Annotated in this window: 4 protein-coding genes; all 4 read right to left on the minus strand. The window is 73.6% G+C overall.

Going from position 1 to position 7,910, the window contains the following annotated elements:
* Nucleotides 1-155 precede the first annotated feature (155 nt).
* Nucleotides 156-818, minus strand: a complete 663-nt coding sequence (locus tag ACZJYS_RS20815; RefSeq protein ID WP_493180183.1) for a LutC/YkgG family protein — start codon at nt 816-818, stop codon at nt 156-158.
* Complete coding sequence (locus tag ACZJYS_RS20820; protein ID WP_493180184.1) at nt 815-2,239, minus strand: lactate utilization protein B; 1,425 nt, start codon at nt 2,237-2,239, stop codon at nt 815-817. Before ACZJYS_RS20820 ends, ACZJYS_RS20815 begins: the two co-directional genes overlap by 4 nt.
* Nucleotides 2,240-2,378: 139 nt before the next feature.
* Nucleotides 2,379-5,183, minus strand: a complete 2,805-nt coding sequence (locus tag ACZJYS_RS20825) for a [protein-PII] uridylyltransferase (protein WP_493180186.1) — start codon at nt 5,181-5,183, stop codon at nt 2,379-2,381.
* Nucleotides 5,184-5,297: 114 nt separating this feature from the next.
* Nucleotides 5,298-7,910 (minus strand): DNA mismatch repair protein MutS (gene mutS / locus ACZJYS_RS20830; RefSeq protein ID WP_493180185.1); only part of this gene is annotated, 2,613 nt, incomplete at its 5' end.

Raw genomic sequence — 7,910 nt, forward strand, 5'->3', positions numbered from 1 at the left:
TCTTCCGGGGTGAGGGTTCGGCCACGGCGGGGCATTGCGGTCCTAGATGGGCGATCGAGGGAAAAGGGCCAGGGGATGCGGCCCCTGGAACCCCTGGCAGAAACCCGGCGGGGCGCCGGCGTTTCACCCGGCGCCCTCCATTAGTGAAGCCGGCCCTAGCCGTCCACCAGGATGACATGCAGGCGGCGGGGGCCATGCGCGCCCAGCTCCAGCGTCTGCTCGATGTCGGCGCTGCGCGAGGGGCCGGTCACCAGCATCACGTTGCGCGGCATCGGCCCTCCGGCGCGCAGCCGGTCCCACGCTTCCTCATAGGCGCCGACGATGTCGGCGCTGCGCAGCACCACGATGGCCGTCTCGGCCAGCAGGTTCAGCGTGGTGGGGCGCTCGGGCGCGGAGGGCAGCATCAGCGTGCCCGTCTCGGCGATGCCGGCGAAGCCGTGCTGCACCGCCACCAGGTCCGACGCCTCGGCGCGGCGCGCCTCCACCGAGAGCAGCGGCAGGGCTGCCCAGGGCAGGGCCAGCAGCGCCGGGTGCGGCGCCATGGCGAGGCGCGGCGGCAGGTTCTGGCCGGCGAGGTAGTCGGCCACCGCCTGCGGCACCTGCGCGGCCTCGGGCACCCACTCCACCGTGCCGAACTCGGCCTCCACCCGCGCGATGAACAGCGCCACCTGCTCCGGGTGCGGCAGGCGGGAACGGGCGGGGATGAGGTGGCGCGGGTGCTGGGCCATGCGGCCGCGCAACATCGCCTGCTGGTCCTCCGGCAGCGCGCCGCGCTTGAGGCCGCGGCGGATGGAACCGAGGATGGCTTCGCGGCTCACCGGCCGGCCCCCCGCTTCTGGCGGGCGTAGCGGTCCATGAAGGTGCCGCCCGGCTCGGGCGCCGGCAGGTCGCGCCCCTTCGTCCAGCCGCCGGCACCGGGCAGCCAAGTGAAGGCGCCCCGCCCGCGCGCCAGCAGCCCCAGCGCGCCGAGGCCGAGCCGCGCGGCCAGCCGGTAGGCGCCGGGCCGCCGGGCGAACCAGGCCCACAGCCCCAGCGCCCGGCGCTGCGTGGCGGGGGTCAGGTGGCGCTCGAACTCGCGCTCCCGCCAATGGCGCATCATCTTGGGCAGCGGGATCTTCACCGGGCAGACGCTCTCGCACCGGCCGCAGAAGGAGGAGGCGTTGGGCAGGTGCGCCGCCTTGTCCACGCCGACCAGCGAGGGGGTGAGCACGCTGCCCATCGGGCCGGGATAGACCCAGCCATAGGCATGCCCGCCGGTGGCGCCATAGACCGGGCAGTGGTTCATGCAGGCGGCGCAGCGGATGCAGCGCAGCATCTCCTGGAACTCGGTGCCGACCATGGCGGAGCGGCCATTGTCCACCAGCACCACATGGTATTCCTCCGGCCCGTCGAGGTCGGCCGGGCGGCGGGCGCCGGTGGAGAAGGTGGTGTAGACGGAGAACTCCTGCCCCGTGGCGGAGCGCGCCAGCAGCCGCAGCAGGCTCGTGCAGTCCTCCAGCGTCGGCACTACCTTCTCGATGCTGGCCAGCACCACATGCACGCGCGGCAGGGTCTGCGTCAGGTCGCCATTGCCCTCGTTCGTCACGATGACGGAGGAGCCGGTCTCGGCGATGAGGAAGTTGGCGCCGGTGATGCCGACATCGGCGGCGAGGAAGGCCTCGCGCAGCCGGGTGCGGGCCTCGGCCAGGATGTCCCGCCGCTCGAGGAAGACGCGGTCCGCCGGCAGGTCGGTGTGGCTGCGGCGGAAGCTCTCCTCCCAGTCCTCCCGGTTGAGGTGGAAGGCGGGGCCGATGATGTGGGAGGGCGGCTCCCGCCGCAGCTGCAGGATGTACTCGCCGAGGTCGGTCTCGACGGGGCGGATGCCATGCGCCTCCAGGTGGTCGTTGATCCCGAGTTCCTCGGAGATCATCGACTTGCCCTTGGTGACGGTGCGGGCGCCCGCCTTGCGGCAGATCTCCAGCACGGCGGCGCGCGCCTCGTCGGCGGTGGCGCACCAGTGCACATGGCCGCCCGCCGCCTCCACCTGCGCCGCATAGGCCTCCAGGTAGAAGTCGAGGTTGGCCAGGGTGTGGTTCTTGATGTCCCGCCCCGTGTCGCGCAGCCGCTCGAACTCGGGCAGGGCGGCCACGGCGCGCGCCCGCTTGGCGTGCGAGCCGGTGCGCGAGAGCGCCTTCTGCAGCCGCGCATCACCCAGGGCGCGGGCGGCATTCTCCTTGAAGGCCGGAGAGGTGATGTGCACGGATGTTTCTCCCAGGAAGATTCTTCTTTTTCTGAAGAAAAAGAAGCAAAAAGACTTTGTCAGTCTGGCGCCATGCCATCAGCCGGCGCGTCGCCAACCGACAAAAGTTTTTTGGTTCTTTTTTCCGAAAAAGAACTTCTTAATCCGCCCCCGCCTCGTCCCCCGGCCCGCCCAACGCGGCGAGCAGCGCCGCGCGCAGCGAGGCGAGCTTGCGCTCGTTCTCGATCTTCAGCCCGAACACGTCCTTCACGTAGAACACGTCCACCGCCCGCACGCCGTAGGTGGTGATGTGGGCGGAGGCGATCTGCAGCCCCTGCTCGGAGATGGCGGCGGTGACGTCGTGCAGCAGGCCGGGCCGGTCGCGCCCGTTCAGCTCGATGACGGTGTGGGTGTTGCTGGCGAAATTGTCGATCACCACGCGCCCGGGCACCTGCACGGCGCGCAGCCGCGCCGGCTCCCGCCGCACCTTCCGGATCTCCTGCACCAGGTTGAGCCGGCCGGAAAGCGCCTGCTCGATCAGCACCGAGAGGCGGGCCAGCTTGTGCGAGGCGTCGAAGGCGCCGCCCTGCGCGTCCTGCACCCAGAGCGTGTCCAGCGCCATGCCGTTGGTCATGGTGTGGATGCGGGCATCGACGATGGTGGCGCCGGCCACCGCCAGCGCGCCGGCGATGCGGCTGAACAGCCCGGGATGGTCGGAGCAGTAGACCGTGACCTCCGTCACCGCCCGCGCCTCCAGCACCCGGGTGCAGACGGAGAGCGGCGCGCCGGTGGCCTCCGCCTCGCGGATCATGCCGGCGTGGCGGGCATGGCTCTCCGGGTCGAAGGAGAGCCAGTAGCCGGGGTAGCCGAGGCCGAGGAAATGCTCCACCACCGCCTTCGGCTGGTCCTCCAGCATGGCGGCGGCGGCCTGCTTGGCGCGGGCCACGCGCACGTCCCGCTCCGGCACGGAGAGGCCGCCGGCCAGCACCTCCGCCACGCGCCAGTACAGCTCGCGCAGCAGCGTGGCCTTCCAGCCGTTCCACACCTTGGGGCCCACCGCGCGCATGTCGGCCACCGTCAGCACCAGCAGCAGCCGCAGCCGCTCGGGCGACTGCACCACCTCGGCGATGTCGAGGATGGTCTTGGGGTCGTCGATGTCGCGCTTGAAGGCGGTCTGGCTGACGAGGAGGTGGTTCAGCACCAGCCAGGAGACGGTCTCCGTCTCCTCCGGCGTCAGGCCGAGGCGGGGGCAGATCTCCAGCGCCAGCCCGGCGCCGATCTCGGAATGGTCGCCGCCGCGGCCCTTGGCGATGTCGTGCAGCAGCACCGCCACATAGAGGGCGCGGCGGGAATGCACCTGCCCCACCAGCTCGCTCGCCACCGGCGCGGCCTCGCCGAGCTCGCCCTGCTCCAGCTGGTTGAGCACGGCGATCGCCTCGATCGTGTGCTCCTCCACGGTGAACACATGGTAGGTGTCGAACTGCATCAGCCCGACGATGCGCGCCCAGTCGGGGATGAAGCGGGAGAGGAAGCCCACCTCGTTCAGCACCCGGATCCAGCGCGCCGAATCGCGGCCCGCCAGCAGGTCGAGGAACAGGGTGTTGGCCTCGGCGTCGCCGCGCAGCGCCTGGGCGCGGTGGGCGGCGCGGATCAGCGCCCGGTGCGCCAGCGGGTGCAGCTCCATCCCCCGGTCGCGCGCCGCGCGCACCAGCCGCAGCATGATGGCGGGCTCCTCCTCCACCACCCGGTCGGGGGCGAAGAGCAGCTTGCCGTCGGCCACCGCGACGCCCGCGGCGGTCAGCGCCGCGTCGGAGGGCTTGCTCACCGCCGGCAGGCCGAGCGAGGCGCGCTCGATCGCCGGCTCCAGCAGGCGGGAGAGGCGCACCACGTCGCGGGCGGTGAGGAAGAGGTGCTTCATGAAGCGCTCCACCCCGTCCTGCTTGCCGTGCCGCGTATAGCCCATGCGGGCGCCGACGACGGGCTGCAGGTCGAAGGTCAGGCGCTCCTCGGCGCGGCCGGTGACGTAGTGGAGGTGGAAGCGCACCGTCCAGAGGAAGTCCCAGGCGCGCTTGAAGGCGCGCGCCTCGCGCGCCGTCAGCAGGCCGCCGCCGGGGCTGTCGGCGCCCACCAGCTCCGGCATCCGCTTCACGCCGAAGGCGTAGCGGGCCAGCCAGTACATGGTCTGGATGTCGCGCAGGCCCCCGCGCCCTTCCTTCAGGTGCGGCTCCACCAGGTAGGGGCTGTCGCCATAGCGCTTGTGGCGGGCGGTGCGCTCGGCCCGCTTGGCGGCGAGGAACTGGCCGATGCCCCAATCCTGCCGGGCCTGGGCGAAAGCCTCCTCGAAGTGGGCGAACACCGCCGCGTCGCCGGCCAGGAAGCGGCCGTCGAGCAGGGCGGTCTGGATGGTGGCGTCGGCCCGCGCATCCTCCAGGCACTCATGGATGCTGCGGGTGGCGTGGCCCACCTTCAGCCCGAGGTCCCACAGCAGGTAGAGCATGAACTCCACCGCCCGCCGCCCGCGCGGCCCGAGCGGCCGGTCGGACAGGAACAGCAGGTCGATGTCGGAATACGGCCCCAGCACGCCGCGCCCGTAGCCGCCGGTGGCGGCCAGCACGAAGGGCGGCTCGGTGGTGGCGGCGAAGGGGTTGGCGCCGGGCTCCCCCTGCTCGGGCGCCACCTGGGCCAGGGTGTAGGCGTGGATGGCGTAGATCAGCCCGTCCGTCAGCTCGCCCAGCATCCGCGCGGCGGTGAGGCCGGAGAGGGCGTGCGCCTCGAACGCCTCCTGCACGCGCGACTGGATGCGCCCGAGCTGCCGCCGCAGCAGCAGCAGCGCCGCCTCCCGCGTCACCGGCTCGCCGGGGCGGGGGATCAGGTCGAGAACGATATCGGGCAACGGCCGCGGCTTTCCGGCGGAGGAGCCGGAGGGGGCGGCAAACGCGTCTGGCAGGGCGCCGAAGCTTCTCATTTGAAGCATGTTATCGCGCCCGGCGTTCCCGCAACAGCTTCGTGAGCGCGCAGGGTGGCGACTTTGCCGCTTCGCAGCAAATTTTCCCGCAATGTTGCCGCCTTGGATGCCGCCCTACCCTGGCAGGGCGGCAGCCATCTGCTTCAGCCGGTAGAGCGCTTCCAGCGCCGCGCGCGGAGTGAGGGCATCGGGGTCGATCTCCGCCAGCGCCGCGTGCAGCGGGCCCTCCGACACCCCGGCAGGGGAAGCGGGGGCGGGCGGGGCGGTATCGCGCTCCGCCACCTGGCCGAAGAGCGGCATCTCCTCGGCCAGCGGCTCCAGCCCGGCGGCCCGCGCCTCCAGCGCCGCCAGCACGGCGCCGGCGCGCGCCACCACGGCACGCGGCACCCCGGCCAGCCGCGCCACGTGCAGCCCCCAGGATTTCTCGGCGGCGCCGGGCCCAACGAGGTGCTGGAACACCACCTCGCCGCGGTGCTCGCGCACCTGCATGGTGGCGAGCTGCAACTCGGGCAGCTTCGGGGCGAGCGCCGTCAGTTCGTGGAAATGCGTGGCGAAGACGGCGCGGCAGCGGATGCGGTCGTGCAGCGCCTCCAGCACGCTCCAGGCGATGGCGAGCCCGTCCCAGGTGGCGGTGCCGCGCCCCACCTCGTCCAGCACCACGAGGGAGCGGGATGTCGCCTGGTTCAGGATGGCCGCCGTCTCGGTCATCTCCACCATGAAGGTGGAGCGGCCGCCGGCGATGTCGTCGGCGGCGCCGACGCGGGAGAACAGCCGGTCCACCAGCCCGAGGCGGGCGGATTCGGCCGGCACGAACAGCCCGGCCTGGGCCAGCACCACCATCAGCGCGTTCTGCCGCAGGAAGGTGGACTTGCCGGCCATGTTCGGCCCCGTCAGCAGGCAGAGGCGGCGGCCGGGGGAGAGGTCGGCATCGTTCGGCACGAAGGCGCTGCTCCCGCGCTGCCGGGCCAGCGCCGCCTCCACCACCGGGTGGCGGCCCTGGCGGATGCGGAATTCGGGCCGCTCCACCAGCTCGGGCCGGCACCAGGCGCCGCCCGCCGCCAGCTCGGCGGCGCCGGCATGGATGTCGATCTCGGCCAGGGCGGCGGCGGCGGCGTCGATCGGGCGGGCGGCCTCCAGGCAGAGGGCGCGCAGGTGCCGCACCACCGCCGCCTCGCGCCGCGCCGCCTGCTCGCCGGCGGCCGAGAGCTTCCGGTCCAGCTCGGCCAGCGCGGCGCAGGTGAAGCGGTGGGCATTGGCCATGGTCTGCCGGTGCATCGGCGCATAGGGGCCTTCGCGCAGCGCGGCGGGCGGGTCGCGCAGCAGCTTCTCGCCGGCGGCGGCGGGCATCTCGGCCAGGAAGCCGAATTGCTGGTGGTGGCGGATCTTCAGGCTGGCCACGCCCCAATCCTGCGCCAGCCGCATCTGCATGGCGGCGATGGCGCCGCGCGCGTCGTCGCGCAGCCGCTTCAGCGCGTCCAGCTCGCCATCATAGCCGGGGGCGACGATGTTGCCGTCCTCCAGCCGGGCGGGCAGCTCGGGGCAGAGGGCGCGGGCCAGCTCGGCGCGGGGCGAGCCCTCCGGGCGGAGCGCCGCGCGCGCCGCCGCCAGCAGCGCGGGGATGCCGGGCCGCTCCAGCGCGTCGGCCATGGCCTCGGCGCGGGCGAGGCCATCGCGCAGCGCGGCGAGGTCGCGCGGGGCGAAGCGGTCCAGCGCCAGCCGGGCCAGGGCGCGCGCCATGTCCGGCGCGCCGCGCAGGGCGCCGCGCAGCGTCGCGCGCAGCGGCGTGTCGGCCAGCAGGGCGGCCACGGCGTCGTGCCGCGCGCCGATGGCGGCGGCGTCGGTCAGCGGCGCGGCGAGGCGCGCGGCCAGCTCGCGGCAGCCGGGGGCGGTCAGGGTGCGGTCCACCGCCGCGGCCAGGCAGTTGCGCGTCTCGCCGCGCTCGCTCTTCAGGATCTCCAGGCTGCGGCGGGTGGCGGCGTCCATCCGCAGCACCTCGCGCCCGCCCTGCGGCTCCGGCGGGCGCAGGCGCGGCGCCGCCTCGCCCTGGGTGGCGCGGAGATAGTCCAGCACCAGCGCGCAGGCGGCCAGCTCGGCATGGCCGAAACTCCCGAAGCCCTCCAGCGCCGCCACGCCGTAGAACGCCGCCACCTGCCGCGCCGGGTCGCGCGCCGCCGGGCGGTGGCTGAGGCGTTCGGCCCAGGCGGCCAGGGCGGGCAGCGCGTCGAGATCCTCGGGCAGCACGATCTCGGCCGGGTCGAGCCGCGCCAGCAGGGCGGGGAGTTCCGCCACGGGCAGCGCCTCGCAGGCGAAGGCGCCGGTGGAGAGGTCGGCCCAGGCAGCGGCCAGCTCCCCCTCCTCGCGCGCCAGCGCCAGCAGCCAGGCGGCGCGGCCGCCCTCCAGCAGCGCCTCCTCGGTCAGCGTGCCGGGGGTGACGAGGCGGACCACCTCGCGCCTTATGGTCGGTGCCTTGCGGGCCTTGGCCTGCTCCGGCGTCTCCCGCTGCTCGCAGATGGCGACGCGGAAGCCATGCCGGATCAGCCGCGCCAGGTAGTTCTCCAGCGCGTGCACCGGCACCCCGGCCATCGGGATCGGCTGGCCGCGATGCTCGCCGCGGTGGGAGACGGCCAGGCCCAGCGCCTCCCCGGCGCGCTGCGCGTCGTCGAAGAACAGCTCGAAGAAGTCGCCCATGCGGAAGAACACCAGCGCCTCCGGGTGCGCCTGCTTGGC

This window comes from Roseomonas sp. TS2 (assembly GCF_058833935.1).

What these genes read in the sequence shown, in the direction of transcription:
- ACZJYS_RS20825 (WP_493180186.1), bottom strand. Translation starts at nt 5,183, where the DNA reads ATGAGAAGCTTCGGCGCCCTGCCAGACGCGTTTGCCGCCCCCTCCGGC.